At 70.1% G+C, this 25,800-nt stretch carries 26 protein-coding genes; 11 read left to right on the top strand and 15 right to left on the bottom strand.

Annotation, left to right across the window (positions count from 1 at the left end; all coding sequences use genetic code 11):
- Positions 1-10 precede the first annotated feature (10 nt).
- The 3 genes from FHU35_RS03675 to hisD form a co-directional block, all read right to left on the bottom strand.
- The gene (locus FHU35_RS03675; RefSeq protein WP_246110054.1) at positions 11-418 is read right to left on the bottom strand and encodes a hypothetical protein; all 408 of its coding nucleotides are present in this window, start codon (positions 416-418) and stop codon (positions 11-13) included.
- A gap of 154 nt (positions 419-572) precedes the next feature.
- Positions 573-1,733, bottom strand: a complete 1,161-nt coding sequence (locus FHU35_RS03670; protein ID WP_145736702.1) for an ester cyclase — start codon at positions 1,731-1,733, stop codon at positions 573-575.
- Entirely contained in the window at positions 1,730-3,061 is a 1,332-nt protein-coding gene (hisD, locus tag FHU35_RS03665; RefSeq protein ID WP_145736700.1) for a histidinol dehydrogenase, read from the bottom strand. The genes FHU35_RS03670 and hisD overlap by 4 nt, the downstream gene beginning before the upstream one ends.
- Positions 3,062-3,385: 324 nt before the next feature.
- On the opposite strand from hisD, the gene FHU35_RS03660 reads away from it, so the two are divergent.
- Positions 3,386-4,663: an MFS transporter gene (locus tag FHU35_RS03660; protein ID WP_145736697.1), complete on the top strand. Its 1,278-nt coding sequence runs from the start codon at positions 3,386-3,388 to the stop codon at positions 4,661-4,663.
- A gap of 135 nt (positions 4,664-4,798) precedes the next feature.
- Here FHU35_RS03660 and FHU35_RS03655 read toward each other — a convergent pair whose 3' ends face one another.
- Positions 4,799-5,713 (bottom strand): LysR family transcriptional regulator, encoded by a 915-nt coding sequence (locus FHU35_RS03655; RefSeq protein WP_145736696.1) that lies wholly within the window; start codon positions 5,711-5,713, stop codon positions 4,799-4,801.
- A gap of 101 nt (positions 5,714-5,814) precedes the next feature.
- Here FHU35_RS03655 and FHU35_RS03650 point away from each other — a divergent pair, with 101 nt between their 5' ends.
- The 6 genes from FHU35_RS03650 to FHU35_RS03625 all read left to right on the top strand — a co-directional run bounded on the left by FHU35_RS03650 (position 5,815) and on the right by FHU35_RS03625 (position 10,412).
- Positions 5,815-6,951, top strand: coding sequence for a cupin domain-containing protein (locus FHU35_RS03650; protein ID WP_145736694.1), 1,137 nt, complete (start codon positions 5,815-5,817; stop codon positions 6,949-6,951).
- Complete coding sequence (locus FHU35_RS03645; RefSeq protein WP_246110053.1) at positions 6,948-7,616, top strand: alpha/beta fold hydrolase; 669 nt, start codon at positions 6,948-6,950, stop codon at positions 7,614-7,616. The genes FHU35_RS03650 and FHU35_RS03645 overlap by 4 nt, the downstream gene beginning before the upstream one ends.
- Positions 7,613-8,371, top strand: a complete 759-nt coding sequence (locus FHU35_RS03640; protein WP_145736691.1) for an SDR family NAD(P)-dependent oxidoreductase — start codon at positions 7,613-7,615, stop codon at positions 8,369-8,371. The genes FHU35_RS03645 and FHU35_RS03640 overlap by 4 nt, the downstream gene beginning before the upstream one ends.
- Complete coding sequence (locus tag FHU35_RS03635; protein WP_145736689.1) at positions 8,368-9,093, top strand: HpcH/HpaI aldolase family protein; 726 nt, start codon at positions 8,368-8,370, stop codon at positions 9,091-9,093. Before FHU35_RS03640 ends, FHU35_RS03635 begins: the two co-directional genes overlap by 4 nt.
- A gap of 72 nt (positions 9,094-9,165) precedes the next feature.
- Positions 9,166-9,771, top strand: a complete 606-nt coding sequence (locus tag FHU35_RS03630; protein ID WP_145736687.1) for a TetR/AcrR family transcriptional regulator — start codon at positions 9,166-9,168, stop codon at positions 9,769-9,771.
- Positions 9,768-10,412, top strand: coding sequence for a VC0807 family protein (locus FHU35_RS03625; protein ID WP_222429268.1), 645 nt, complete (start codon positions 9,768-9,770; stop codon positions 10,410-10,412). The genes FHU35_RS03630 and FHU35_RS03625 overlap by 4 nt, the downstream gene beginning before the upstream one ends.
- On the opposite strand, the gene FHU35_RS03620 is transcribed toward FHU35_RS03625, so the two are convergent.
- Positions 10,413-11,405 (bottom strand): LacI family DNA-binding transcriptional regulator, encoded by a 993-nt coding sequence (locus FHU35_RS03620; protein WP_246110052.1) that lies wholly within the window; start codon positions 11,403-11,405, stop codon positions 10,413-10,415.
- Between the two features lie 221 nt (positions 11,406-11,626).
- Here FHU35_RS03620 and FHU35_RS03615 point away from each other — a divergent pair, with 221 nt between their 5' ends.
- The gene (locus FHU35_RS03615; RefSeq protein ID WP_145736683.1) at positions 11,627-12,553 is read left to right on the top strand and encodes an excalibur calcium-binding domain-containing protein; all 927 of its coding nucleotides are present in this window, start codon (positions 11,627-11,629) and stop codon (positions 12,551-12,553) included.
- Here the strand turns inward: FHU35_RS03615 and FHU35_RS03610 are convergent.
- The 8 genes from FHU35_RS03610 to FHU35_RS03575 form a co-directional block, all read right to left on the bottom strand.
- Positions 12,505-13,995 carry a flavin-containing monooxygenase gene (locus FHU35_RS03610; RefSeq protein ID WP_145736682.1) on the bottom strand — a complete coding sequence of 497 codons (1,491 nt, stop codon included), beginning with the start codon at positions 13,993-13,995 and terminating at the stop codon, positions 12,505-12,507. The genes FHU35_RS03615 and FHU35_RS03610 overlap by 49 nt on opposite strands.
- A gap of 236 nt (positions 13,996-14,231) precedes the next feature.
- Positions 14,232-15,032, bottom strand: a complete 801-nt coding sequence (locus tag FHU35_RS03605) for an SDR family oxidoreductase (protein ID WP_246110051.1) — start codon at positions 15,030-15,032, stop codon at positions 14,232-14,234.
- Between the two features lie 89 nt (positions 15,033-15,121).
- The gene (locus tag FHU35_RS03600; protein WP_145736681.1) at positions 15,122-15,883 is read right to left on the bottom strand and encodes an ATP-binding cassette domain-containing protein; all 762 of its coding nucleotides are present in this window, start codon (positions 15,881-15,883) and stop codon (positions 15,122-15,124) included.
- A 3-nt stretch (positions 15,884-15,886) separates the two neighbouring features.
- The gene (locus FHU35_RS03595; protein ID WP_145736679.1) at positions 15,887-16,888 is read right to left on the bottom strand and encodes an ABC transporter permease; all 1,002 of its coding nucleotides are present in this window, start codon (positions 16,886-16,888) and stop codon (positions 15,887-15,889) included.
- A gap of 2 nt (positions 16,889-16,890) precedes the next feature.
- Complete coding sequence (locus tag FHU35_RS03590; RefSeq protein WP_145736677.1) at positions 16,891-17,892, bottom strand: sugar ABC transporter substrate-binding protein; 1,002 nt, start codon at positions 17,890-17,892, stop codon at positions 16,891-16,893.
- A complete protein-coding gene (locus FHU35_RS03585; RefSeq protein WP_186459241.1) occupies positions 17,889-18,767 on the bottom strand; it encodes a sugar phosphate isomerase/epimerase family protein in 879 nt (292 codons plus the stop codon). The genes FHU35_RS03590 and FHU35_RS03585 overlap by 4 nt, the downstream gene beginning before the upstream one ends.
- Entirely contained in the window at positions 18,764-19,747 is a 984-nt protein-coding gene (locus FHU35_RS03580) for a Gfo/Idh/MocA family protein (protein ID WP_145736674.1), read from the bottom strand. Before FHU35_RS03580 ends, FHU35_RS03585 begins: the two co-directional genes overlap by 4 nt.
- Positions 19,748-20,239: 492 nt before the next feature.
- Positions 20,240-20,950 (bottom strand): GntR family transcriptional regulator, encoded by a 711-nt coding sequence (locus FHU35_RS03575; RefSeq protein WP_145736672.1) that lies wholly within the window; start codon positions 20,948-20,950, stop codon positions 20,240-20,242.
- Positions 20,951-21,049: 99 nt separating this feature from the next.
- Between FHU35_RS03575 and FHU35_RS03570 the strand changes: the two genes are divergently transcribed.
- Both FHU35_RS03570 and FHU35_RS03565 read left to right on the top strand, forming a co-directional pair.
- On the top strand, positions 21,050-22,381 hold the full coding sequence (locus tag FHU35_RS03570; protein WP_145736670.1) for an MFS transporter: 1,332 nt from the start codon (positions 21,050-21,052) through the stop codon (positions 22,379-22,381).
- Positions 22,378-23,394 (top strand): L-idonate 5-dehydrogenase, encoded by a 1,017-nt coding sequence (locus tag FHU35_RS03565; protein WP_145736668.1) that lies wholly within the window; start codon positions 22,378-22,380, stop codon positions 23,392-23,394. The genes FHU35_RS03570 and FHU35_RS03565 overlap by 4 nt, the downstream gene beginning before the upstream one ends.
- Before the next feature lie 44 nt (positions 23,395-23,438).
- Here FHU35_RS03565 and FHU35_RS03560 read toward each other — a convergent pair whose 3' ends face one another.
- Positions 23,439-23,750 (bottom strand): winged helix-turn-helix transcriptional regulator, encoded by a 312-nt coding sequence (locus FHU35_RS03560; protein ID WP_186459328.1) that lies wholly within the window; start codon positions 23,748-23,750, stop codon positions 23,439-23,441.
- Positions 23,751-23,885: 135 nt separating this feature from the next.
- Here FHU35_RS03560 and FHU35_RS03555 point away from each other — a divergent pair, with 135 nt between their 5' ends.
- Positions 23,886-24,785, top strand: a complete 900-nt coding sequence (locus FHU35_RS03555; protein WP_281290206.1) for an NAD(P)-dependent oxidoreductase — start codon at positions 23,886-23,888, stop codon at positions 24,783-24,785.
- 100 nt (positions 24,786-24,885) lie between these two features.
- Here the strand turns inward: FHU35_RS03555 and FHU35_RS03550 are convergent, their stop codons facing one another.
- On the bottom strand, positions 24,886-25,764 hold the full coding sequence (locus FHU35_RS03550) for a LysR family transcriptional regulator (protein WP_145736662.1): 879 nt from the start codon (positions 25,762-25,764) through the stop codon (positions 24,886-24,888).
- Between the last annotated feature and the right edge of the window lie 36 nt (positions 25,765-25,800).

Below are 25,800 nucleotides of genomic sequence, written 5' to 3'. Positions count from 1 at the left end.
GGTGACCCGATCAGGTGGTGGCGTGGCGCTGCCGGCCGTCCCGCGGGTTCGGCCGGATGGTCATCGTGCGCCGCAGCTGCGCGGGGACGCCGCAATCCGGCGGCGGGGTCAGCATCGCCAGCGGTGCGCCCGGGGAACCGGGGCGGGGGAGGGAGAGCACAGCGCGGATCGTCCACGCGGCCGGGGCGTGGTAGTGCCAGGACACGGTCGCCGGGGCGAACAGGTCGGCGTCGGGCAGCAGCGGCATCCGGTAGGCGGTGGCGTCGTCCTCCGCGTGCAGCACCAGGACGTCGGCGCAGGCCTCCCAGCGGTAGGCCATGCCCACCGCGTGCGGGTTGTCGCGCCGGCCGAACACGTAGGTCTCCCAACCGTGCCGGCGGAGCTCGTCGAGCAGGGCGTCGACCTCGGAACCGCTCACGTCCACTGCCTCCTCGCGGCCGTGCGTGCAACCTCGAATGTGCCATTACCTGTTGGTAATGTCTAGCTCGTCGAGTCTGCCAGCACCGGAGTTCGCCAGGACGTGGGCCCCGTGCTCGGGTGCCCGCGGCCGCGGACACCCGAGCCGTGCCAGGTCAGCCCAGTTCGGGCCCGCCGTCCTCCGCGACCAGCTGAGCGATCACGTCGAACTCGTTGAACAGCGACCACTCTTCCACGATGCGGCCGTTCATCACGTAGAGCTGCGACATGCCCCAGAGATGCGCCTGCTTGCCGGTGGGCTTGCCGTAGAGGCCGAAGCCCCGGTGCGTTCCGACGCCCGACCAGCGCGCCGAGATGCTGTAGCCGTCGGTGTCGTTGCCCATCCAGTAGACCTCGTCGATCTGGACGCCCAGATCCGGGAAGGTCGCCAGCAGACCGCGGGCCATCGCGCGCACGTCGGAACGTCCGTACCCGGAGCGGTTGGTGGTGCCGTGCCAGCGGACGTTCTCGGCGTAGAACCGGTCGATCGCGCTCAGGTCGCGCCGGTTGAAGACGTTGTGCCACAACGCCCGCACCGAGCCCTCCACGTCGAAACCGGCCTGGTTGCCCGGTTCCGGGAGCGCGATCGGCTTGCGGCCGCCGACCAGCCGCAGCGCCTCCGCGGAAGGGCGCTCCGTGACCGGGGTCAGACCGCCTTCGCGGGCGTAGGTGCGTGCCGCCTCGGCCACGTTGATGCCGAGCTGCTGCAGCTTGGCCGCGGTGTTGTAGAGGACCCACTCCTCGTAGATCTCGTTCTGCCACACCACGCAGTTGGCCATCACCCAGGTCTCCAGCCTGCGGCCGGTCGGCGGCCCCCAGCGCCACGGGCCGGTGTGGTTGCCGAGGTTGATGGCCCGGTGCGAGGTCACGAAGCCCTCGGTGTCGCTGCCTGCCCAGATCACGTCGTCGGCGTAGTGGCGGCAGTCAGGGAAGGCGTTGATGCTCTGGGTCGTGCCGTCGATCAGGCGCTCCACCCCGTACTTCACGCCGCTGTCGTCGTAGAGCCGGCAGCCCGGGGCGTAGGTGTCGTAGATGTAGCCGATGTCCTGGTCTTCCCAGATGCGGTGGGTGATCCGGACGATGTAGTCGACGATGTCGGTGTAGGCGTCCTCGAACCCCTCCATCGACTGGCGGCGCTCGCCGCCGTAGTTCGCCGTGCCCAGCGTGGCGCCCGCGCCGGGCCGCACCGCGATGCTGAAGTCGCTCGGCATCGTGCGCTTGCCGGACTCCATGGTGCCGCCGGGCGAACCCGCGGGCTGCTCGGAAATCTCGGTCATCGGTCATCGCCTCCCCGGAGGCGCTCCAGCCGCAGCGTTGCTGTGGCCTGGTGCGCCGCCATGCCCTCGTACTCGGAAATCGTCTCCACCGCCTCCGCCAGCAGCGGAGTGGCCCCGCGTGAAACTCGTTGGTAGGTTAGCGGTTTCAGGAACCGCGACACCGACAGACCCGCGCTGTGCCGGGCGCCGCCCGCAGTGGGCAGCACGTGGTTGGTACCCGCCATTCCCTTGTCGGAGTAGGCGACCGTGCTCCACGTGCCCAGGAAGATCGAGCCGTAGTTGCGCAGCGAGTCGTGGTAGAAGTCGTCGTCGGCCGTCTGGATCTCCAGGTGCTCGGGAGCCAGGTCGTCCATCAGGGCCACGGCCGTCTCGCGGTCCTGAGCGAAGGTGACCGAGCCGAAGTCCCGCCAGGCCGGGCCCGCGATCTCAGCGGTGGACAGCGTGGACAGCTGCTTGTCCGCCTCCTCGACGACCGCCGCGCCCAGCTCCCGGGACGTCGTCACCAGCGCGGCCGGCGAGTTGACGCCGTGCTCCGCCTGGCCGAGCAGGTCCGCCGCGACCAGCTCGGGGTCGGCGGTCTCGTCTGCGATCACGGCGACCTCCGACGGGCCTGCCAGCAGGTCGATGGCCACTCGGCCGAACAGCTGTCGCTTGGCCTCGGCGACGAACGCGTTGCCCGCGCCGACGATCATGTCCACCGGTTCCTCGCCGAGCAGCCCGAACGACATCGCCGCCAGCGCTTGCACGCCGCCCAGCACGAACACCCGATCCACGCCCGACAGGTGCGCGGCGTGCACCACCGCCGGGTCCGCCTGGCCGTTCTTCCCCGGTGGCAGGCACGCCACCACGGTCGGCACCCCTGCGGCCTTGGCCACGCCCACGGTCATGAACGCGCCCGCCGTCAGCGGGAAGCGCCCCGCGGGCAGGTAGGCACCGACGCTCTGCACCGGTACGTAGCGATATCCGGTGGTCAGGCCCGGAGCGAGTTCGACCTCGGCGTCGGAGAGCCCGGAGCGCTGCAGTTCGGCGAAGCGGCGCGTCCGCTCGGCGCCGAGCTCCAGCGCGGCGCGGTGCTCGGGCGCGAGCGCGTCGCCCGCCGCTCGGACGGCGTCCGGGGTCAGCTCGACGTCGGGCTTGGTCCAGCCGTCGAGGTCGCGCGCGTAGCGCAGCACCGCGTCGAAGCCGTCCCGCTCGATCTCGCCGAGCATCTCCGAGACGCGTTGCGCCACGGCCGGATCCTGCTGCGCCGCGGGTGCGTCCGTGGCGGGCGCTTTGAGGTGTTCGAACCGCCCGGCCAGGTCGCCGAGCCGTCGTGAGCTGAATCGCATGGAGCGAACGCTAAGCGGGGCCGGGCCACAGGACAAGGGAGGAGTGTCTTGTGCGAATCATAGGAGAACCCTATGCGGTCACGATCCGCTAATCCGTATGCACAGCCGGTGTCGACCTGGCCTGATCCTCCCGCATCGTGAATTCATCCGTATGCATGTGGGGCTTGACACACGATTCAGGCGCTGCAACTCTCTTGCGAATCCGCCGACTCGTCCAAGCGAGCAACAGGCATGCGCGGGCGAAGAGGCCCGCCCCGGATCTCGGAGCTAGGTTTGTCGACTTCCACTCCCGTGCCCGAAAAACAGGCACAGTCCAAGACGCCGATGCGCAGAGCCGTCACGGCCGGCGTCATCGGCAATTTCGTCGAGCAATTCGATTTCGGCATCTACGGCTATCTCGCACCGGTCATGGCGCCGGTGTTCTTCCCCTCCCAGGATCCCGTCGTGGCCGTGCTGAGCACCTACGCGATCCTGGCCATCGGCACGATCATCCGCCCCCTCGGCGGCATGATCCTCGGACGCTGGGGTGACCGCTTCGGTCGCCGGAGCGTTCTGCTGTGGACGATCGCGCTGATGGGTCTGTGCACCGCGCTGATCGGTGTGCTGCCCACCTACGCGCAGGTCGGCATGTTCGCGCCACTGCTGCTGCTGGCGATGAGGATGGTGCAGGCCCTGATCTCCGGCGGCGAGTACGTGGGCGCCATCGCGTTCGTCGTGGAATGGGCCGAACCGAAACGACGCGCCTACTACACCTCGTTCGTCTCGATCAGCGTGTTCGTCGGAATCCTCGGCGGCGCAGGCGTTTCCGCGCTCACCGCCGTCATCTTCGACGAGGCCGCGCTGCAGAGCTACGGCTGGCGCATCCCGTTCCTGCTCGCGCTGCCGCTGAGCCTCGTCGGGCTCTGGGTGCGCAAGCGCGTCGGCGAGACGCCGGAGTTCGTCAAGGCCACCGCCGACGGTGCGGAGGTCGTCAAGGCGCCGCTCACCCAGGCGTTCAAGTCGCAGTGGCGCGAGATGCTGGTGTTCTGCGGCTCGTCGATCACCCTGGCGATCGTGTCCTACACCTGGGTCACGTACCTGCCGGAGTTCCTGTCGTCCAACGTCGGCCTGTCGCGGGCGGAAGCGCTGGGCTCCAACGCCATCTCGGTCGCGGTGATCATCCCGCTGCTGCCGCTGGCCGGTGTGCTCTCGGACCGCATCGGTCGACGGCCGATGCTCATCGCCGGGTACCTCTCGGCGCTCGTGCTGATCCCGGTGGCCTTCGCGTTCGCGCAGATGGGCACGTTCACCACAGCCGTGATCGCGCAGCTGATCTACGTGATCCCGGAGTTCTTCCTGACCGGCATCGTGACGGTGTGCGTGGCCGAGCTGTTCGCGACCAAGACCCGGTTCAGCGCCGGTGGAGTCGCGTACAATTGCTCGTTCGCCGTGTTCTCCGGCATCACACCGTTCGTTTCGGCGCTGCTGGTGAGCACCTTCGGCACGATCTACGCCGTCTGGGGCTACCTCGCGGTCGCCGCGGTGATCTCCCTGGTCGTCGTCGTCAAGTGGATGCAGGAGAGCTACCGGCTCGACCTGACCACGGGGAAGCCGATGGAATGACCGGGTTCCACGCTCGTTCTGCTCAGCGGTGCGGGTAGCGGAACCTGAGACGCGCGGCGGTGCAGGTTGCGAGGGTGGTTCTCACGGCTCACGGCTCACGGCTCGCGGCTGCGCCGCTCGCGTGCGTTCTCGAGTTCACGCGTCCGCCCAGGAGGCTCCTCCTTCGAGGAGGGCTTCCTGGGCGAGGCGCGCGAGTTCGCCGGTGGCGGGGGAGAGCGTGCGGTTGCGGCGGTGGATGAGGGCGATCGTGTCGTAGAGCGGTTCGGTGAAGGGCGCGGTGTGCAGCTCGGCCGGGAAGCGGCGGCTGCTGACGACGGCGCGGGAGGCGATGGTGTCGCCGATGCCCTGGGCTGCCAGCCGCAGCGCGGATTCCACGTGCTCGACCTCGATCCCGGCGTCCAGCGCCACCCCGGCCAGCTGGGCGCGGTCGGCCAGCTGGCGGCGGGTCGGATCGGCCCAGCCGTAGCGCGCGTCGTAGAGGATCAGCGGCGCGGTGGTGAGGTCTTCCACGGTGACCGGCTGCCGGGTGCGCTCGGCGGAAGGGCTGACGTAGAGGACTTCGTCGCGTGCCAGCGGGGTGACCGACAGCGCCTCGTCGTCGATCGGCAGAACGACGAGCCCGGCCTCCAGGTCGCCGTCGCGGACCGCAGCCGCCGTTTCGGCCGAGTTCTGCCCCACCAGGCGGACTTTCACGTCCGGGTAGCGGTCGAGGAACTGCTGCACCAGGTCCGACAGCAGGTAGTAGTCGGCGTTGCGCAGCAGTCCGAACGTGGCGGTGCCCCCGCTGAGCGAGTTCAGCGCCCGCACCGCCGAGCCGCCCTGGTCGACCGCCGTCAGCGCCTGCTCGGCGAAGGGGAGCAGTTCGCGCCCGGCCTCCGACAGCGTCAGCTTGCGGCTGCCGCGCACGAACAGCGCGGCGCCCAGCTCCTCTTCGAGCCGCCGGACGAGCTCGGACACCGACGGCTGGGCCATGTCGAGCTCCCCGGCCACCGCGGTGAACGTGCCGAGTCGGTGGGCCAGCAGGAACGCGCGCAGCTGGTTGAGGGTCACGGGCGAACCCTACGTCACCGGTAGACGGTTTCCGGGCTCCTCTTGACATGGCTGGTTGCAAGGGTTCTTATCGATACATACGTATTCACACGGAGGTGCTGATGTCTCAGGTCGAGGTGACCCGGCAGGAACTGGAGCGGCGGACGATCCGGCGATCGGACTTCGTCTCGTGCAACCAGGCGTTCATCGACTGCCGGACGCCGGGCTCCGACCGCAAGGAGAACTACTCGATGATCGGGCCGGGGGTGACCCAGAGCGCGAACCAGGTGGTCAACCTGCGCGAGGCCCACGGCTACAACATCGGTGCCGCGGCGATGCCCCACGGCATCGTGAACAACCTGCACCTGCACTTCACCGCCGAGGTGTTCATCTGCTTCCGCGGCGAGTTCCTGCTGCGCTGGGGCGCCGATGGGCAGGAGGGCGAGCTCGTCCTGCGGGAGGGCGACATCGCCTCCATCCCGACCTGGATCTACCGGGGCTTCACCAACATCGGTCCCGACGACGGCTGGCTGTTCACCTGCCTCGGGCACGACGACACCGGCGGCATCATCTGGGGCCCGAGCGTGCTGCGGGAGGCCGAGGGGCACGGGCTGTTCCTGACCGAGGACAACCGGCTCGTCGACACGGTCGCCGGGGACGAGAAGCCCGAGGACGTCGAGCTCAAGCGGCCGATGAGCGCGGAGGACATCAGCGGCCTGCACTCCTACCCGGTGGAGAAGATGCGCCGGCGGGTCGCCACCGCCGACGACCTGGAGTGGTCGGCACGGGGACTCCTCGGGTCAGCGCTGCCGGGCGGGGTGGCCGAGTTGGCGCAGGTGATCGGCTTCGGCATGACCGAGGACCGGGTGCAGGAACCGCGCATCTACAACCCGCACGGGCACAACATTTCCTGGCTGCGCGCGGCCCCGGGCGAGGGCATGCTCACCCACCGGCACCCGGGCACGCAGGTGCTGATGGTCTTCGACGGCGAGTGGGACGTGACGCTGAACCGGGACGAGGAGGTCTCCGTGCGGCTGGGCCCGTGGGACATGGTCTCGGTGCCTGCCGGCGCGTGGCGCAGCGTCCGCAACGTCTCCGGGGAGACCGCCAGCATGCTCGTCATCAACAGCGGTGACGGCCGGGTCCGGCTGGAGTGGGACGACGAGGTCGTCAAGGCCGCCGCGGACGCGGGTGTCGGCGTCGACCACAACGGCTACCTGGCCCCGTTCCACCTCATCCCGCGACCGGTGGGCAAGTGAGCCCGATCGTCCTGGTGCCCGGCATGCTCTGCGACGCCGACCTGTGGTCGGAGCTGCCGGAGCTGCCGGGCGAGGTGGTCCACGCGGAGATCACCGAACCCAGCATCGGCGGCATGGCCGAACAGGTCCTGTCCTCTGTGGACGGTGAGTTCTCCTTGGTGGGACTGAGTCTCGGCGCGATCGTCGGGTTCGAGGTGCTGCGGCGGGCGCCGGAGCGGGTGAGCGCGTTCGGTGCCCTGTCGACCAACGCCGGAGCACCTCGGCCGGACCAGCGCGGGGCCTGGGAGCGGCAGGCCGAGGCGGACTTCGGCGAGGTCGTCGAGGAGATCCTGCCCGCGATGTTCGCCGAACCTCGGAGCCCCCTCCGGGAGCGGTTCCTGGGCATGGCCGAGCGGATCGGGCCCGAGACCTTCCACGCGCAGCTCGCCGCCCAGGCCACCCGGACCGAGGCGTTCGACGCCATCGAAGGTTACGACGGGCCTGTGCGCGTGCTGTGCGGCGACAGGGATGCTCTGTGCCCCACCGGATTCCACGAGGAGATCGTCAAGCGGGCGCGACGAGGACGGCTGCACGTGCTCTCCGGAGCGGGGCATCTGCTGCCGCTGGAACGACCCGCCGTCGTGGGCGTGCTGATCGGGAAACTACTGGAACGAGGAGAACGATGACCACACCGCTCGCCGGGCGAACGGCCCTGGTCACCGGCGGCGGCAACGGGCTGGGGCGTGCGATGTCCCGGGCGTTGTCGGCCGCCGGGGCCCGGGTCGTCGCCGTGGGCCGCAAGCGCGGCACCCTGGAGGAGGCCCTCGACGGTCTCGACGGACGTGCCGCGACCTGCGACGTCTCCGACCCCGACTCGGTGGCGGCGCTCGCCGGGGAACTGGCGGGGGAGGAGATCTCGATCCTGGTCAACAACGCCGGGGTCGCGGGGCCCGTCAAACCGCTGCTGGAGATCGAACCCGCCGAGTGGGACGAGGTCTTCGACATCAACGTGCGCGGCGTCTACCTGATGTGCCGCGCGTTCCTGCCGCAGATGATCGAGAGGGGCAGCGGCGACGTCGTCAACGTCGCTTCGGTGTCCGGAAAGCGGCCGCTGCTGCGCCGAACCCCGTACTGCGCCTCGAAGACCGCCGTGATCGGGCTGACCACGACGCTGGCGGGCGAGGTCGGGCCGCACGGGGTGACGGTGAACTCGCTGTCGCCGGGGCCCGTCGAAGGCCCGCGCATGGCCCGCAACTTCCGGCTCGAAGCCGAACGCAGCGGTATCACCGAGGACGCCGCCGAGCAGGAGTTCGTCTCGCGCGCCCTGCTGCAGCGCATGGTGACCGAGCACGAGGTGGGGCAGGCGCTGGTGGCGATGCTGCAGATGCGCGGGATGTGCGGAGCCGACATCGACCTGTCGGCGGGAATGGTGGCGCGATGACGACTCTGAAGCAACGAGTGCTGGCAGGCGAACGGCTGCACGGCGGCCTGCTGCGGCTGCCGTCGGAGAACCTGCTGGAGATGGCCGCTGTGGCCGGGCTCGACTACGCGGTCATCGACTGCGAGCACGGTCCCGCCGACCTGCTGAGCCTGGAGCAGCACCTGCAGATCGCCGCTGCTCACGACCTCCCGGTGCTGGTGCGGGTGGGGGAGCACGAACCGGCCCTGGTGCTGCGCGTGCTGGACCTCGGCGCGCAGGGGGTCATCGTCCCGCACGTCGACACCCCGGAGCAGGCGCGGGAAGTGGTGTCCGCCGCGCACTACCCGCCGCTGGGCGAGCGCGGGTTCGCCACCTACAGCCGTGCGGGCCGGTTCGGCACCAACACCATCGCCGAGCACCTGGCGCAGGCTGAGCGCAGCACGATGGTCATCCCGATGCTGGAGACCCCGCAGGCCTGCGACGCGGCGGCGGACGTCCTCGCCGTCCCGGGAGTCGACTCGGTGCTGGTGGGGCCTGCCGACCTCTCGGTGGCGATGGGGCGCAGCGGCCCGGCGGACCCGGACGTCGCCGCCCGCCTCGCCCAGGTCGTCGAGGCGGCGGACGGGAAACCGCTGATGACGATCGTGGGCTCGACCGAGCAGGGTGCCCAGGCCCCGCCGGGAATGGTGCTCTACAACCTCACCCACATCCTCATGCAGCTGCTGAGAACGCTCGCCTCCTGACCGGCCCTCGAAGGTTTATCTGCTTGATGTAGGATTTATTCAAGCAGATAAACCTCACGGGAGGGAACGGCTGTGGAGCGCACGTTCACCACGACGGCTCGGCGGAGTCAGATCGTTCGTGCGGCGATCGAGACGATCGCCGACGTCGGTTACGAGAAGGCCAGTTTCGCCCGGATCACCGAGCGCGCGGGGCTGAGCAGCCCGCGCATGATCTCCTACCACTTCGCCGACAAGAACGACCTCCTGCGGCAGATCGTCATCGAGGTCTTCGGAATGGCCACCGAGCGCATGACGCCGGTCATCGACGCCGAGCCGACGATGGCCGGCAAGCTGCGCGCCTACCTGGAGACCAACCTGCGGTTCCTGCGCGATCACCCCCTGGAGATCACCGCGCTGACCGAGATCGGCCCGCACCTGCGCGGCGACGACGGAGAGGCGTACACCAGCACCGGCAGCCAGGACCACAGCGCCTCCGGGCTGGCCGAGATCCTCGCCGACGGGCAGCGCACCGGCGAGTTCCGCGACTTCGACACGCGTTCCATGGCCGTGCTGATCCGCGCGAGCGTTGACGCCGCCGCGCAGCGCGTCCGAGACGGTTCCGATGTCGACCTCGACACCTACACCGCCGAGGTCGTCACCGCGATCGATCTCGCCGTCCGCGAGGCGGACCAGGCGTGAACCGCGATCTCACGCCGCTGCTGCGCAGGCTCGGCCCGGACCTCCTCGGACCGGTCGCGGTCTTCTACCTCGCGCGCATCGCCGGTGCGGGTCAGACCGCGTCGCTGCTGCTGGCCGCAGCGGTCCCCGTCGTGCGCGCCGTGCGCGGCCTGGTCACCGAGGGGCGGGTCAGCGGGCTGACCCTGTTCATGCTCGGCGGGGTCGGGCTCAGCGTCGTGATGTCGCTGGTGACGGGCGATCCGCGGCTGCTGCTGGTGCGGGCGGCCTGGGGCACGGCGGCGCTCGGAACGCTGCTGCTGGCAACGCTGCTCACGCGCAAGCCGCTGCTGTTCAGCGCGGCGAACCAGCTCTTCGACACCGACCGCAGGAGTGAGTGGGCCGAGAACTGGGATCGCTACCCGGCGTTCCGCCGAGTTCTGTGGACCTGCACAGCGTTCTGGGGCGTGATGTTCCTGCTCGACGCCGCCGGCCGGGTCGTGATGGCGCTGACGTTGCCGATCGACGTCGTCCCGCTGCTCGACGACGTGCTGCTGGGCGTCGTGGTGATCTCGCTGCTGGTGTTCCAGCGCGTCGTCGGCCGCCGGATGCTGCGCAACGCCGGGCTGCGCCTGCAGGGCGCGACCATCACGCGGCTGGCCTGATCAGCGTGCTGCGTGGGTGCTGCGCAGCACCAGTTCCGGGGTGAACAGCGTCCGGCGGGGTTCCTGCTCGCCCTCGGCATCGATGCGCTGCACCAACAGCCGTGCGGCTTCCTGGGCGAGCTCGCCCAGGTCGTAGTGGACGGTGGTGAGCCCGAACGCCTCCCACGCCGCCATCGGGATGTCGTCGAACCCGATGAGCGTCAGGTCTTCGGGAATGCGCACGCCCTGGGCGCGGGCGGCGTTGAAGGCGCCGATGGCGATGACGTCGTTGCCGCAGAACACCGCCGTGGGGCGCGTCGGTCCGGTGAGGAGCTCGGTGAGTCCTCGGTAGCCGGTGTCGAAGTCGAAGGGTCCGCGCCGCACGGCGTCCTCGGCGAGTCCGATGCCGGCCTCGGAAAGCCCGACGCGGAAACCCATTTCGCGATCGCGCCCGGTGGTGGTGTCCTGCGGACCACCGATGTGGGCGATGTCGCGGTGGCCGAGCTCGGTCAGCTCGCGGGCGACCAGCCGCCCGCCCAGCTCGTTGTCGACCACGGCGGCGTCGGCCGGTTGCCCGCCGGACTCCCGGTTGAGGAAGACGAACGGCAGCTCCCGCTGCTGCAGGTCGGTGGGCAGCCGGGATCCGATGGTCGCCGTCGCCAGCACGACGCCGTCGATGGATCGGTCCAGAAGCCGTTGGCTGGCCACGGCGGTCTCGGAGCGCTCGGTGAACAGCATCATCCGGTAGCCGTGCTGCTCCAGCTCGTCGTGCAGCGGGCCGATCAGGTGCGGGTAGAACGGGTTGGTCAGGTCGGTGACCACGACGCCGATGCGCTTGGTCGTCCGCGTCGACAGGCTGCGCCCGGTCTCGCTCGGCACGTAGCTGAGTGCATCGGCCGCGCGCTGGACCCGCTCGCGAGTGGCCTCCGACACGCGCTGATCACCGCGCAGCGCCCGCGACACCGTCGGCTGCGAAACACCCGCCAGACGTGCCACATCGCGACTGGTGATCAAGGTCGTCCTCCCCTCGGTGTGCTGCATACGAATGCTACTCCCACGCCCTGGGCTCTTGGTCGGGATCGGCGGGGAGATCGACGTCTCGTCGGTGCGCGCGCGCCGATCCGCTTCCGCGCTCCGGTTGCTCCAGTGGGGTGGTATTGCGCCCAACCTGCGGGCAGTCACTCGATCGAGTGAGGAATGATCGGGCGCTCAACGCGAGCGCAGCGAGGAGTTCGATGGTCATCGGGATCGTCCACCTGATCGGAGCGGTGGCGACGGTGGTGATGAGCGCGTTGCTCTGGCAGCAGCGGGCCAGGCAGGGGCGCGCGTGGCCGTGGCTGATGGCCGGTCTCGTCGCGGCCGCGCTGTGGCCGGTGACGCTCTGCCTCGCCGTCGCCGCGTACTGGCGGCGGAAGGGCGACTCGAAGAGGGCTCCGCTGGTCGCGGGAGGCTGCGCCCTGGGTGCCGTGGTGGTGCTGCTGGTGGTCGGCGGACTCGCGGAACCTGCGCAGCGCGCTCAGCCGTCCGGTCCGCAGCTGCTGCGGCAGCCGAGCTCGCCGCCGCCGTCGGTGATCACGCCGGAGCCGGTGGTCGCACCGCCCCCGCTGCACGAGAAGGCACTGGTGCACGGCATTCTCGACGACGACCGGGTGCGGATCCAGATCCCGGGCGCGGATCCGCAGGTGGTGCGCATCGCCGGCGTGCAGGCGCCGGCCGAGGGGGAGTGCTGGAGCTCGGAGTCGCGCGCGTTCGCCGAGCGCGCCCTCGGCGGGACGACCGTGCAGGTCACCTTCGGCGTCGGCTGGAGCAGCGGGCGCAGTGCCGACCCCGAGGTCGCGCTGACGCTGCCCGGCGGGGCGGGCTACTCCTCGCTGGCCCTGCAGCACGGCGCGGCCCGGCTCTACCCGCAGGCCTTCCTCGGGGAGGGGCTCGCGTCGGAACTGGGCCAGGCCGAAGCCACGGCGAAGTCCGCCGGCCTCGGCCTGTGGGGGCCGCAGTGCGGTGCCGGGGCGCCGCCGGAGACGCCGAGGGCCGAGGCACGGCCCGCTGACTACGCCGATTGCCGTCAGGCCGAAGCCGCCGGCGCGGCGCCGCTGCGCAGGGGAGACACCGGCTATTCGTCCGAGATGGACAGCGACGGCGACGGTCTCGCCTGCGAATGAGCGCGGGCGAAGCGCAGGTGGTGATCGTTGATCGGGAGGTGGCGCAGCACCAGCAGGTCGTGGAAGTAGGCCATCTTGACCTGCCACGGTGCCTTCGAGCCCGAGCGCGGGAAGGCGTCGATGCCGCGCTGGACGTAGCCCGAGGTGAAGTTCTCGATCATCGGCAGGGTCCCCCGGCCTGCCGCGACCGGAACGCACAGGTCGTGACAGCTGCGGCGCATCGCGCGCAGCAGCCGGATCACGAACTCGCCCACCAGGTCGGCCTTGAGCGTCCAGCTGTGGTTGGTGTAGCCGAAGGTGAACGTGAGGTTGGGGATCCCGGACAGCATCGCTCCCTTGTAGACGGTCGTCTCGCTCGGTGCGACGTCCCGGCCGTCGACGGTGAAGGTGATGCCGCCGAAGGCGTGCAGCCGCAATCCCGTGGCTGTGATGACGATGTCCGCGTCCAGCTGCGCTCCGGAGCGCAAGCGCAGCCCGGTCTCGGTGAACTCCTCGACGTGGTCGGTGACGACCGAGGCCTTCCCGCTGCTCAGCGCGTCGAAGATGTCGCCGTCCGGGGCCAGGCACATCCGCTGGTCCCACGGGTCGTAGCGCGGGTTGAAGTGAGTGTCCACGTCGTAGCCCGCCGGTAGCCGCTCGGCGGTGGACTTGCGGATGGAGTTGCGCATCCACGTCGGGAAGAGCCTGCTGAACCGGTACATGCTCGAACCGAGCACGATGTTCTTCCACCGCACCAGCGCGTAGGTGGCGCGTTTGCCGAGCTTGCCGCCCAGTCCGGCGAGCAGCGGGTCCTGCCCCGGCGTCGCCACCACGTAGCTGGGTGAGCGCTGCAGCATCGTGACGTGCGCGGCGGTCTCCGCCATCGCGGGGACCAGCGTGATCGCCGTGGCTCCGCTGCCGATCACCACGACCCGCTTGCCCGCGTGGTCGAGGTCTTCGGGCCAGTGCTGCGGGTGCACGACGGTTCCGGTGAAGCGCTCGACGCCCTCGAACTCCGGCGAGTGGGGCTGCTCGTAGTGGTAATAGCCGGGGCACAGGTGCAGGAACTTCGCGGTCAGCCGGACCTGCTCCCCGTCGTGCTCGGCGAGCACGGTCCAGCGGGCGTCGTCGCTGGACCAGGAGGCGCTGACCACCCGGTGCCGGTAGCGGATCCGCCGGTCGACGCCGCTGTCGGTGGCGGTGGAGCGCACGTAGTCGAGGATCGATTCGCCGCCGGCGAAGGACTGCGCGCCGGGCCAGGGCCGGAAGCGGTAGGCCATCGTGAACATGTCCGAGTCCGAGCGGACTCCGGGGTAGCGGAACAGGTCCCAGGTCCCGCCCAGCGAATCCCGTGATTCGAGGATCGCGTAGTCGAGGCCGGGGAACGCCGATTGCAGCTGGTGCGCGGCCCCGATCCCGGCCAGCCCGGCTCCGACGATCAGCACGTCCAGGTCATCACGCACGGCGGCTCCTCCCCGCGGGCACGACGCTGTCCGAGCCCGAAGCTACCGCCGCGCCACTCGACCGGATACCGCATGCCGGGTGGCCTTCGCCGTCCGCCGTCGTGCTGCTCGGGGAGGCAGTTCCCAGTTTTAGTCCAAACCGAGCCATGATCATGTCCGAAATGTCGGCTCAGTTATGACTAAAACTGGGAAGTGCCCAGGTCGCCGAGCAAGCCGGCCGACTTCTCGAACCGGAGTTACTCCGCGTCCACGTCGGGGATGGGGAGGGGCATGTTGGGGGTGACCAGGCCGCCGTCCACCGCGAGGACCTGGCCGGTGACGTAGGAGGACGCGGGGGAGGAGAGGTAGAGGATCGCCGCGGCGATGTCCTCCGGGGTGCCGATGCGCCGCAGCGGGGTGTGCTCCTCCAGGGTCGCCTTCATCTGCGGGTCGGCGGCCACGACCTCCAGCGCCTCGGTGAGGATCGCGCCGGGAGCGACCGCGTTGACCCGGATGCGCGGGTTGAGGTCCGCGGCCATCATGCGCACCGCGTGATCGAGCGAGGCCTTGGCGGCACCGTAGGCGAGGTAGCCGCGGCCGACGAGGTGCCCGGTGCTGCTGGAGACCATCACGACGCTCGCCGCGTCCGACTTCGCCAGGTGCGGGACCGCTTCGCGCACCAGCCGGACCCCGTGCACCACGTTGTTCTCGAAGGACTTCCGCAGCGCTTCGTCGTGTGTGTGGGTGAACGGCCGGGGCATCGAGCCGCCGGTCACGCTCACCACGACGTCGATGCGCCCGAGCTCGTCGGCGGCCCGGGTGACCGCGGCGGACACCGCCTCGGCGTCCCCGGCGTCGGTGGGGATCGCCACCGCGCGCCGGCCCAGGTCGCGGATCTGCTGGGCCACCGCCTCGATCTGATCGGGCGTGCGCGAGAGCACGGCCACGTCCGCGCCGGCCTCCGCCAGCGCCAGCGCCGTCGCGGCCCCGATCCCGCGCCCAGCACCGGAAACCATCGCGACCCGGCCCTCAAGCCGGAACATCGGCAGCGTCGCCAACCCCGTCTCCTCACCTCGTCGAGCAGCCGCAGCTCATGCCACAAGCAAGTGCTTGGTAGGCTATCCGGTCGCTCCGGAGATGACCAGGGTCAGTCGGATTCGAGCTCGTGGGTGAGGGTTTCGAGCTCGGCGCCGCCCGCCATCTGGTGCGTGAGGTGGTCGAGGGTGATGTCCGCCTTCTCGTGGCTTCCGAGGCTGCGACCTCGTTTGAGGAGCAGGAACCGGTCGCCCACCGGGTAGGCGTGGTGCGGGTTGTGGGTGATCAGCACGACCCCGAGGCCGCGGTCGCGGGCCCGGGCGACGTGCTTGAGCACGAGCCCGGCCTGCTTGACGCCCAGCGCGGCGGTCGGCTCGTCGAGGATGAGGACCTTCGCCCCGAAGTGCATCGCGCGGGCGATCGCCACGCACTGCCGCTCACCACCCGAGAGCGTGCCCACCGGCTGCTCGACGTCGCGCAGCTCGATGCCCATCTCGGCGAGCGCCTCGCGGGTCGTCGCGCGCGCCCGCTTGCGGTCGATCAACCCCCATCTGCCGGGCTCGGAGCCGAGGAAGAAGTTCCGCCACACGCTCATCAGCGGAACCACCGCCAGGTCCTGGAACACCGTGGCGATGCCCCGATCCAGCGCCTCGCGCGGGGAACCGAACCGCACCGGCGAGCCCTCCAGCAGCAGCTCACCCGCGTCGTGCTGGTGCGCGCCCGCCAGGACCTTGATCAGCGTCGACTTTCCGGCGCCGTTGTCGCCCAGCACGCAGGTGACCTCACCGCGGTGGACCACGGTCGAGACGTCCTCCAGCGCGGAGACGCTCCCGTAGTTCTTGCCGATGCCGCGCGCTTGCAGGAGCGGAGTCATCGCCTACCTCCGTTGCCGTTCCGCGCGGCGGCGGAAGGAGTTGTTGACCAGCACGGCACCGAGCAGCAGCACGCCGAGGAACAGGAAGAACCAGTCGTTGTCCCAGCGCGCGAACACGATTCCCTGCCGGACCATGCCGAAGATCAGCGCGCCGACCGCGGCACCGATCGCCGAGCCGAAACCACCGGTGAGCAGGCATCCGCCGATCACCGCGGCGATGATGAACTGGAACTCCAGCCCCACGCCCTGGTTCGCCTGCACGGTGGTGAACCGCAGGATGTTGATCGAGCCGACCAGCCACCCGCACAGCGCGGTGGTCATGAACAGCCCGACCTTGGTGCTCAGCACCGGGACGCCGACGGCGCGGGCGCTCGCGGACGATCCGCCGACCGCGAAGATCCAGTTTCCGAACCGCGTGCGCAGCAGCAGGAACGACGCCACCAGCGCGGCACCGATCCACCACGCGATGGAGATCTGGAACGACGTCCCACCGACGTCCACAGTGGAGGCGAAGACGAAGCCCGCGGATTCGTACCCCGGCGCCGACCGGATCCCCGAGACCTGCACGGTCCCGGTGACCAGCCGCGTCACGCCGAGGTTGAGGCCCTGCAACGCGAAGAACGTCCCGAGCGTGACGATGAAGCTGGGCAAGCCGGTGCGCATCACCAGCAAGCCGTTGAACGCGCCGACCGCCAGCGCGAACACCAGCGACAGCGCGAGCCCGGCCCAGACGTTCCACCCCAGCTCGGTGGCCACCATGGCCGTGACCAGCGCGGTCGAGGCGGTCATCACGCCTGCGGAGAGGTCGAACTCGCCGCCGATCATCAGCAGCGCCACGCCGACGGCCATGATGCCCAGCGTCGCCGAATCGTCCAGCCAGGTCGCGGTGCCCAGCGGGGACAGGAACTCGTCGGTGACCAGCGAGAAGAACGTGAACACACCGAGCGCGCCGATCACCGCGCCCAGCTCCGGCCGGGTGAGCAGCCGAGCCCACGGAGTCGTCATGCCTACCTCGTTCCGCGTCGTGCGTACTCGCCGACCACGTCCACGTTGGACCGATCGACGAAACCCGGTCCGGTGTAGACGGGTTTGCCGCCGCCGACGGTGTTGGCGTTCTCCAGGAACAGCTTCAGGTACACCACCGGCAGATATCCCTGCTCGTACTGCTGCTGGTCGACGGCGAACAGCAGATCACCGGCCTGGATCGAGGCGACCACGTCGCCGTTGAGGTCGAAGGTGGACACCGCCGCGCGCGAACCGGATTCGCGGGCCGCGTTGACCGCGTTCGCCGCGACCTGCGGGTTGAGCGTGAGCACTCCGTCCACACCGGGATCCGACTGCAGCGCTCCCTTGATCCGGGACTGCGCGTCCGTCGGGTTGTTGATGTCGACCTGCAGGTTGGTGACCTGGCTGGGGGCGAACCCCTCGCGCGCACCGTCGCAGCGCTGGTTGAGCGTCTCCACCCCGGCCTGGTGGATCACGCACAGCACCTTGTGCTTCCCGGCCTGCGAGAACCGCTGCCCGGCGGCTCGCCCCGCGACGGTCTCGCTCTGCCCGACGTGCGTGATCGCGCCGAACGCGGCGCTGACCTCCTCGCCAGCGTTGATCGTGATCACCGGGATGCCTGCCGCGACCGCGCCGGTCACCGACGTGCGCATCGCGTCCGGGCTGCCGAGCGAGACCACGAGGCCGTCGGCTCCCTGGGCGATGGCGTTGTCCACCAGCTTCGCCTGGTTTCCCGGATCGGGATCGGCTTGGTACTGGACCTCGATGCCCAGATCTTCGCCCGCCCGTTCCGCGCCGTTCTGCACCACGTTCCAGAACGCGTCGCCGGGCGTGCTGTGGCTGATCACCGCGATGCGCAGCGGGCCGTCGTGGCTCTCGGTGCGCTCGTGCGCGTCCGGCATGGGCCCGGACGCCTTGGGGCCGGTGCACCCGGCCAGCGCCAGCACTCCGATCAGGAGCACCGGCAGCAACCGCGACGGTGCGGCCCTGCGGGTTTCGGTCATCGGCCTTCCTGGATCCGGGAGAAGACCTGGTCCAGGTGGACCAGGCTGCGCGCGGTGTCGCGCCGAGGGGCGCCGATGGCGGAGTCCGGGCCCAGCGCGGTGTCCTGCTCCAGCACGTACCAGCCACGGTAACCCGCGCCGTGCACCGAGCGGACCACGGCTTCGGTGTCGACGTCGCCGTCTCCGAGCGGCACGAACAGCCCGCGGGCGACGGCGTCGGCGAACCCGACGTCTCCGTTGCGGACCGCGGTGGCCAGATCGGAGCGGACGTCCTTGAGGTGGAGGTGCCCGATGCGGCCCGGGTGCCGCTCGGCGAGCGCGACGGGATCGGTGCCGCCGACCAGCAGGTGCCCGGTGTCCAGGCACAACGACATCCGGGAGTCGGCGACGAAGCGCTCGACCTCGGTCTCGGTCTCCACGTGGGTGCCGACGTGCGGGTGCATCGCGACGCGCAGCCCCTCGGCGGTGACGGCTTCGGTGACGCGACGGCAGGTGTCGATCAGCACGGTCCACTGCGCGTCGTCCAGCGCCGGTCGTTCGTCGTAGCCGTCGAGACCGGTAGCGGCCGCGAGCACCACGATCTCGCCGCCCGCGCGGGCGATCTTCCGGGCTGCGGCCGCGGCTTGCGCGACGCTGTCGTCGGCCGTCGCGGAGTCGTGCAGCGGGACGGCGAGGAAACCGCCGACCAGCTCCAGCCCGTGCCGGCCGACGATGGTCCGGGGGTCGGGCAGGTAGCCGGGCGGACCCAGCTCGGTGGCGTAGACGCCCAGACCGGCCATCTCGGAGAGGACCTGATCGGGATCGAGAATCCGTCCCCAGCCGGGAACTTCGCTCACGCCCCAGGAGATCGGCGCGGCGGCGACCTTGAACTTCACGGGTTCACCCCCACCGGTTTGCCGGCGCGCAGCGACTCTTCGCAGGCCTCGGCGAGCCGCAGGCTGACCAGCGCTTCCCTCGGCGGCGAGGGGTTCTCGGCGCGGCGGGCGATGACGTCGAGGAACACGCGGGACTCCTGCACGTAGGCGTCGTGGTAGCGCTCGGTGAACGACGTCCACGGTCGGTCCGGCCCGGCGCCGCGGACGGTGTTGAGCGGTGTGCGCTCGTCGAGGCCGACGGTGAGGGTGTCGCGCGAGGCGAAGACCTCGAGTCGGCAGTCGTAGCCCACCGGATCGTGCCGCGCGGCCGACAGCAGCGCGTGCGCACCACCGGCGAAGCGCAGCGACACCACGGCGTTGTCCACGTCGCCCGCCTCCCGGAACGAGTCGTCCACCAGCACCGATCCGGACGCGTAGACTTCCGTGACCGGCTCGCCGAGCAGCCACGGCACGGCGTCGAGGTCGTGGATCAGGCAGTCCCGGAACAGCCCGCCGGAGGTGGCCACGAACTCCTTCGGCGGGGGCAGGTGGTCGTTGCACACGGCTCGCACGAGGTACACCGACCCCGCGGTCCCGTCGCGCAACCGACGGTGCACCTCGGCGGTGTCGGGATCGAAGCGGCGATGGAACCCGACCAGGACCGGGACGTCGGCTCGCTCGATCTCGTCGACCAGCGCGGACATCCCGGGGAGGTCCGGTGCCAGCGGTTTTTCGCACAGCACCGGGGTTCTGGTGGCGAGTGCGGCACGCACCAGGTCGGGGTGCGTGCCGGTCGGGGTCGCGATCAGGATCCCGTTGGCGCGCAGCAATTCGTCCACAGTGGTCACTGCTGTGGCCGGGGGTCCGATCTCGGCCGCAGCCGATTCCGCTCTGCCCGGAGCCGGATCGAACAGCAGGAGTTGGTCGATTTCGTCGAGCGCGGCGAGATTGGTGGCGTGCATGGAGCCGATTCGACCGACCCCGGCTACTCCGATCTTCATCTCGGCGAGGGCCTCGATTCGTCTGGGGGCGTGGGCGCCGATCAATGCTGTGCGGTGAATCACAACGATGTCAAGACCCGGATTTCCAGCGCAGTTCCGGAGGTCGCGTCCACTGTGGAGAACCGGGGAATGCTCCGAACGGCGGTCCCCGAGCCGCCACTTTGCGTCCTCAGGTGAGAATGTCCGGACAAACCATTGACGCGCCCTGGTGGCATCCAGTAAACCGGTACATCCGAACGCCCCCCGAAGAGCGCGCTCCGTCCGGGGACGTCGCCGTGCATCCCTGTCCTCCGAGGCCTTCCCCCCGTCCGCCTCGGTCGAACCGGGCACGGCGACGTCTCCGCGTCAAGCGATCCGCGTAGCCCAAGTGAGCGAAGTGCGCACCAAATCCCAGTTTTAGTCCAAACCGAGCCATGATCATGTCCGAAATGTCGGCTCAGTTATGACTAAAACTGGGACCGGGTGCGATGTTGCTCCGCGTGGGCCCGGTGGTCATTGCCAGACGACGACGGACTTGCGGACCGGGGTGGCCTCGGCGTTGGAGGCGAAGAGCTCCGGCTTGCGGGCGCGGAGGCGCTCGATGTCGGCGAAGACGGCGCGCAGGTGGGTGCGCATGGTCGCGCGGGCGCGCGCGAGGTCGTGAGCGCGGATCGCGTCCATGATCTCGACGTGCTGATCGGCGTAGACCTCCGGCGGGCTCGACTCGTAGAGCCCGAGCCGGCGCGCGCGGTCCAGGTGCCCCTTCGCCGAGACGACCGTCGGCCAGGCGCGCTCGTGCCCCGACAGGCGCAGCAGGCCGCGGTGGAACTCCTCGTCGAGGGCGAAGAACTCCTCGACGTCGACCTCCGCTGAGCGCTGGCGCACGAGGTTGTCCGCGAGTTCCGCCAGCAGGTCCTCGTCGAGGTCGCCGGGCACGTCGTCGAGCGCGGTGAGTTCGACGGCTTCGCGCAGGAACTGGGCGTCGGCGACCCGCTGCGGATCCACCCGGGAGACGAACGAGCCGATCTGCGGGAACACCTGCACCAGCCCTTCCTCGGCCAGCAGGATCAGTCCCTCGCGCACCGGGGTGCGGCTGACGCCCAGGCCTGCGGCCAAGTCCTTCTCCGACAGGGCGGAGCCCGGTTCGAGTTCGAGGGTCAGCACCTTGCGCCGCAGCGTCTCGTAGATGACGCGGCGGTTCGGACGGTTCCTGGAGTCGGGCACGGGCCAAGGCTAGACGAGTCTTGACCGCTCTGATCGGTCAGTGCTTGTATACCAGTACTGACCTACCAGTGGGCCGGGCGTGGAGCGAAGGAGCGCACGATGACGGACAGCACCCAGACGGCGGGTGTCGCGAGACGGTCGACTCGCGAGCTGAGCAAGGCCGCCGTGTCGGGTTGGCTGGGCACGGCGATGGAGTTCATGGACTTCCAGCTGTACTCGCTGGCGGCGGCCATCGTGTTCAACAAGATCTTCTTCCCCGACGTCAGCCCGGCCATCGGGCTGATCGCGGCGATGGCCACCTACGGCGTCGGCTACGTCGCGCGGCTCGTCGGCGCCTTCTACTTCGGGCGGATGGGTGACCGGATCGGCCGCAAGAAGGTCCTGTTCCTGACGATCGTCATCATGGGTGCCTCCACCACGCTCATCGGAGTCCTGCCGCCGTACCAGACGATCGGCATCGCGGCGCCGATCCTGCTGGTCGTGCTGCGGTTGATCCAGGGATTCGGCGCGGGTGCCGAGATCGCCGGAGCGACGGTGATGCTCGTCGAGTACGCACCGGTCAAGCGGCGCGGGCTGATCTCCTCGCTGGTGTCGCTGGGGACCAACTCGGGCACGCTGGCCGCGTCCGGGCTGTGGGCCGTGCTGCTCGTCGTCCTGTCCGAGGAGCAGGTCATCGCGTGGGGCTGGCGGATCCCGTTCCTGCTGAGCTTCGTGCTGCTGCTGTTCGGCGTTTGGATGCGCTCGAACCTCAAGGAGAGCCCGGTCTTCGAGGAACGCGAGGACTCCGCTCCGGTCGCGGCCGGAGCCATCGAAACCGGCCTCCAGCAGCGCAAGGGCAGGGCCTTCCTGCTCTCGCTCGGACTCCGCTTCGGCCAGGCGGGCAACTCCGGCCTCGTGCAGACCTTCCTCGTGGGCTACATCGCCTCGTCGCTGGCGGTCAGCCGGTCGGTGCCCACCAACGCCATCGTCTACGGCTCGCTGCTCGGTTTCGCCACGATCCCGCTGGTGGGGATGCTCGGCGACAGGTTCGGCAGGCGCCCCGTCTACCTGGCGCTGAGCCTGCTGACCGCGATCATCGCGGTGCCGATGATGGCGACCATCGCCGGCGGCAACGAGGTGATGCTGACGATCGCGATGATCCTCGGCCTCAACATCGGTGTGCTCGGGCTGTTCGCGGTGGAGAGCGTGACGATGGCCGAGCTGTTCGGTTCGCGCACCCGGTTCACCCAGCTGGCCGTGGCCAAGGAGATCGGCGGCACGCTGGCCACCGCGGTCGGACCGGTCGTGGCCGCCAGCCTGACGGCCTGGACGCAGCACTGGTGGCCGATCGCCGCGATGCTCGTCGTCTACTCGCTGATCACGTTCGTTTCCACCTGGCTGGCGCCGGAGACCCGCGGCCGCGACCTCGTCCGACTGGAGGATGCCCTGTGAAAGCCGTTGTCGTGCACGGAATCCGCGACGTCCGCGTCGACGAGGTGCCGGACCCGGTGCCCGGCGAGGGTCAGGTGCTGCTGGCGGTGGAGTGGGGTGGGATCTGCGGGTCCGACATCTCCTACTGGCGCCACGGCGGCACCGGTACGGCCGCGCTGCGGCACCCGATGATCCTCGGGCACGAGATCGCCGGACGCGTGGCCGGCCTCGGTCCCGGTGTTGCCGGAGTGGAGATCGGACAACCGATGACGGCTCACCCGGCTGAGCTGGTGGGCGAGCACGCGTTCCCGGAGGGGCGCAGCAATGTGCACCCGCACGTGCGCTACTTCGGTTCGGCCGCCTTCGACCCGCACACCGACGGCGGTTTCAGCGAGTACCGGGTCGTCCCGGTCGAACAGCTGCGAGCGCTGCCGGACGGCGTGTCCACGCAGGTCGGCGCGCTCGCCGAACCGCTCGGCGTCGCGCTGCACGCGGTCACTAGGGCCGGATCCCTGCGCGGCAGAACGGTTCTGGTGAACGGAGCCGGTCCGATCGGGGCGCTCGTGGTCGCCTCGGCCAAGCACCGGGGAGCGTCGGCGGTGGTGGCGGCGGACCTGGCCGCGACCTCGTTGGACGTCGCGAAGCGCATGGGCGCCGACGAAACCCGCGACCTGTCAACGCACTCCCTTCCCGACGACGTGGACCTCGCGTTCGAGGCCTCCGGCGCACCGGCCGCGATCGGTCCGGTGCTGCGCGCTACCCGCCGAGGCGGAACCGTCGTCCAGGTCGGCAACCTCCCGGGTGAGCCGGCTCCGGCGGCGCTCGGCGACCTGGTGACCCGCGAGATCACCTGGGTCGGTTCCTACCGCTTCGTCGACGAGATCACCGACGCCCTGACCGCCCTCCGCGACGGCCTGGACGTCACCCCGCTCATCACCCACACCTACCCGCTGGACCAGGCCGCCGAAGCCCTCGCGGTCGCGGCCGACCGCACCACGGGCAGCAGCAAGGTCATGCTCCAGCTGGGCACCTAGGGGCCGGACTTCCTTGCTCTGCAGCAGCTTCCGCCGTCGCCGGGTCATGCCCCGGCGGCGTCCACCACTTCGGAGCCTTCCCGCTGGATCCGCTCGGAGCCCCAGGCGCCGAGCGGTGCGAGCGCTTGGTTGAGCGTTCGTCCGTGAACGGTCAGGGAGTACTCCACGCGCGGCGGCACCTCCGGGTACACCTCCCGGTGGACGAGGCCGTCGGCCTCCATCTCGCGCAGGTGCTGGGTCAGCATCTTCTCGCTGACCCCGTTCAGGCCGCGACGGAGCTCGGCGAAGCGGCGCACGCGGTGTGCGTTGAGCTCCCAGAGGATCAAGCCCTTCCACTTGCCGCTGACGACGTCCATGGCGGCGTCGATGCCGCAGATGTACGGTCCGCGCCTCGATGCGCCGGCCAAGGTGATCGCCCCTTACCACGAGGTGAGTACCGCAGGAAATAGTGCGTACTTCCCATGTTAGCCGCGGCGCCGGAGCCTGGAGGAGTGAACGACAACCGCGCACCTGAGAACGCTCCCGTCGCCATCATCGGCCTGGGCCCGATGGGGCAGTCCATGACTCGCGCCCTCCTCGCAGCGGGCCATCCGGTGACGGTGTGGAACCGCACCGCTCGTCGCGCCGATGGTGTGATCGCCGACGGAGCAACGCTCGCGTCCACGCCCGTCGAGGCCGTCGAGGTCGGCGAACTGGTCATCCTCAGCCTCACCGACTACCAGGTCATGTACGACGTCCTCGGCGGAGCCACCGGGTCGCTCGCCGGACGGACCTTGGTGAACCTGAGTTCGGACACGCCTGATCGGACCCGCGAGGCGGCGAGCTGGGCAGCGGGTCACTGTGCCGACTTCCTCGTCGGCGGGGTCATGGTCCCGGCACCGATGATCGGCACCGGTTCAGCGCGCGTCCACTACAGCGGTCCTCGCGAGGTGCTGGCGCGGCACCAGCGGACTTTGGCGCTGCTCGGCGAGCCGAACTACCTCGGAGAAGCCCCCGGCCTCGCGCAGATGATGTACCAGGCGGAGCTCGCGGTGTTCCTCACGGCGCTGTCCGGGCTGATGCACGCGACCGCGATGCTGGGAAGCGCCGGGTTGAACGCGAAAGAGGCTCTGTCGGAACTGCTCTCGTTCACCGACGCGATCGGGGCGATCGTGCGTGCGGGGGAGGACGTTCCGGGGGCAGCGCTGGACGCCGGTGCGCACCCCGGTGAGCCCAGCACGGTCACGATGATGGGAGCGACCGCCGACCACATCGTGGAGACCAGCGCGTCCGTCGGCCTCGATCTCGCCCTCCCGCGCGCGGTGCAGTCGCACTACGGCCGCGCGATCGACGCCGGGCGCGGCGGGGACAACTGGACTCGGATCATCGACGTCATGCGCCGGCGCGGTTGAGTCACCGGGACGGAACACCCCTCGTCCCGGTGGTTTCCCGCTGAGCCGAGGAAGAGTCCGGTCGTTCGGGCCTCCGCCGGAATTCGAAACCCGGTTGGGCTCAGGGAGTGTGGAAGTGGGCCGTGGTGGTGAGGTGGGTGGTGAAGAGGGCGGTCGTGGGAGGTGTGGGCCCGGGGTTGGCGGTGAGGTGCCAGTCCCGGAGGAGGGGCGTGGCCGGGGTGCTGATCTCGGTCAGGTGGCCGTCGTCGAGGTGACGGGTGACGGCGTCCCTGGAGACCAGGGTGATCCCCAGGCCTGCCAAGGCGGACTCGATGACCGCGGTGTTCGAGCCCAGCGTGAGGGTCCGGGGCGGCGGGTCGAGTTCGAGCTGGGCCAGGAAGGACTCCGTGATGGCGCGGGTGCCCGAGCCGGGTTCGCGCATCAGCCACGTCTGGGCCGCGAGCCAGGCGGGGTCACCCGGTCCGGGGGAGTTGGCGACGACGATGAGCTCGTGCGGCCGGGTGGCGAGGACCTCGACCTCGCGGCCGGGTTCCGGGCGCCCGCCGAGGACGAGGTCGACCTCGTGGCGCTCCAGGAGCCGGCGGACCCGCTCCCGGTTGCCGACCTCCAGGCGCACGCCCACGTGCGGGTGCCGCTCGCGGAAGCTCGCCAGTACGCCGGGCAGGATCTGCTCGCCCGCGGTGGTCAGGGCCGCGATGCGCAGTTCACCGCGTTCCGGGTCCGATTCCGCCGCTGCGGCGGTGTGGGCCTGGTCGAGCAGGCCGAGGGCGGTCCGGACGTGGTCGGCGTAGACCACGCCGGCGCGGGTGAGCCGCAGGCCGCGGCCCTCGCGCTCCAACAGCTGCAGGCCGAGCGACTTCTGCAGCGCGTTGAGGGCCGCCGAGACCGCTGACTGGGTGACGTAGAGCCGGCGCGCGGCGGCGTGCACCGAGCCGGTGTCGGCGATGGCCAGGAACGTGCGCAGCTGCGTCAGCGTCATAGCTCAACCGTTCGCTCAAGTGTTGTGCCCGGATTC

It is taken from the genome of Saccharopolyspora dendranthemae, from assembly GCF_007829955.1.
Taxonomy (GTDB): domain Bacteria; phylum Actinomycetota; class Actinomycetes; order Mycobacteriales; family Pseudonocardiaceae; genus Saccharopolyspora; species Saccharopolyspora dendranthemae.
The sequence above is the reverse complement of the archived record's forward strand: the minus strand, read 5'-3'. Positions and strand labels throughout refer to the sequence as shown.

Bases quoted from the DNA above. Each gene is read 5' to 3' on its own strand.
- FHU35_RS03670 (WP_145736702.1), bottom strand. From the start codon at position 1,733: ATGACCGAGATTTCCGAGCAGCCCGCGGGTTCGCCCGGCGGCACCATG.
- hisD (WP_145736700.1), bottom strand. From the start codon at position 3,061: ATGCGATTCAGCTCACGACGGCTCGGCGACCTGGCCGGGCGGTTCGAA.
- FHU35_RS03660 (WP_145736697.1), top strand. From the start codon at position 3,386: ATGCGCAGAGCCGTCACGGCCGGCGTCATCGGCAATTTCGTCGAGCAA.
- FHU35_RS03650 (WP_145736694.1), top strand. From the start codon at position 5,815: ATGTCTCAGGTCGAGGTGACCCGGCAGGAACTGGAGCGGCGGACGATC.
- FHU35_RS03640 (WP_145736691.1), top strand. From the start codon at position 7,613: ATGACCACACCGCTCGCCGGGCGAACGGCCCTGGTCACCGGCGGCGGC.
- FHU35_RS03635 (WP_145736689.1), top strand. From the start codon at position 8,368: ATGACGACTCTGAAGCAACGAGTGCTGGCAGGCGAACGGCTGCACGGC.
- FHU35_RS03615 (WP_145736683.1), top strand. From the start codon at position 11,627: ATGGTCATCGGGATCGTCCACCTGATCGGAGCGGTGGCGACGGTGGTG.
- FHU35_RS03600 (WP_145736681.1), bottom strand. From the start codon at position 15,883: ATGACTCCGCTCCTGCAAGCGCGCGGCATCGGCAAGAACTACGGGAGC.
- FHU35_RS03595 (WP_145736679.1), bottom strand. From the start codon at position 16,888: ATGACGACTCCGTGGGCTCGGCTGCTCACCCGGCCGGAGCTGGGCGCG.
- FHU35_RS03590 (WP_145736677.1), bottom strand. From the start codon at position 17,892: ATGACCGAAACCCGCAGGGCCGCACCGTCGCGGTTGCTGCCGGTGCTC.
- FHU35_RS03580 (WP_145736674.1), bottom strand. From the start codon at position 19,747: ATGAAGATCGGAGTAGCCGGGGTCGGTCGAATCGGCTCCATGCACGCC.
- FHU35_RS03570 (WP_145736670.1), top strand. From the start codon at position 21,050: ATGACGGACAGCACCCAGACGGCGGGTGTCGCGAGACGGTCGACTCGC.
- FHU35_RS03560 (WP_186459328.1), bottom strand. From the start codon at position 23,750: ATGGACGTCGTCAGCGGCAAGTGGAAGGGCTTGATCCTCTGGGAGCTC.
- FHU35_RS03550 (WP_145736662.1), bottom strand. From the start codon at position 25,764: ATGACGCTGACGCAGCTGCGCACGTTCCTGGCCATCGCCGACACCGGC.